Origin of the sequence: Pseudomonas oligotrophica (assembly GCF_021726475.1) — a bacterium.
Lineage (GTDB): Bacteria > Pseudomonadota > Gammaproteobacteria > Pseudomonadales > Pseudomonadaceae > Stutzerimonas > Stutzerimonas oligotrophica.
This window is the reverse complement of the sequence record NZ_JAKJRU010000019.1, coordinates 1-510: the sequence shown is the minus strand read 5'-3', so window position 1 is coordinate 510 and position 510 is coordinate 1. Positions and strand designations below refer to the sequence as shown.

Below are 510 nucleotides of genomic sequence, written 5' to 3'. Positions count from 1 at the left end.
ATCAACATCAACGGCAAAATAGATAACTGTCCCACTTGGTAGGCCAAGCTGACGTGCAGTATTAACGGCAATAGAAGCGTCTGCGAAACCTTGCTTGCTATTAAAATAACTTTCTTCATAACCTCCATCTTCGTAAATCGGAAAAATCTTAAGGTTAGCATCTAATAGCAGTTTAACTTCAGTGTTAGTCAAATTTTTATCTCGTTTATCAGCACCAGTCCCGACGCTTCCTGTCAAATAACGGCCGATAATGTTATAGCCAGCTGCTTTCAGTGATTTAGCCGTAGCAGCTGATGTGATTTGAGTAGCCATGTCGACACCATCTGAAGATCGGTTAGTGTTACCATTACTAGTTAATAAGCCTTTGATCACAGTTAGGTCAGCAGTTGAAGTATAAGGAGGCAACTTCATGAATTTTCTAAAGGAAACTATACCGTCGTCAACATTTTGTGTATATTGGCCATTGAAGGCGCCTGAATAGAATCCATTAACGTAAAGACCATATTGAAT

At 39.6% G+C, this 510-nt stretch carries 1 protein-coding gene; it reads right to left on the bottom strand.

Going from position 1 to position 510, the window contains the following annotated elements:
* The coding region (locus L3N39_RS18870; protein ID WP_237258966.1) for a glycoside hydrolase domain-containing protein at positions 1-510 on the bottom strand (510 nt) is incomplete at both ends.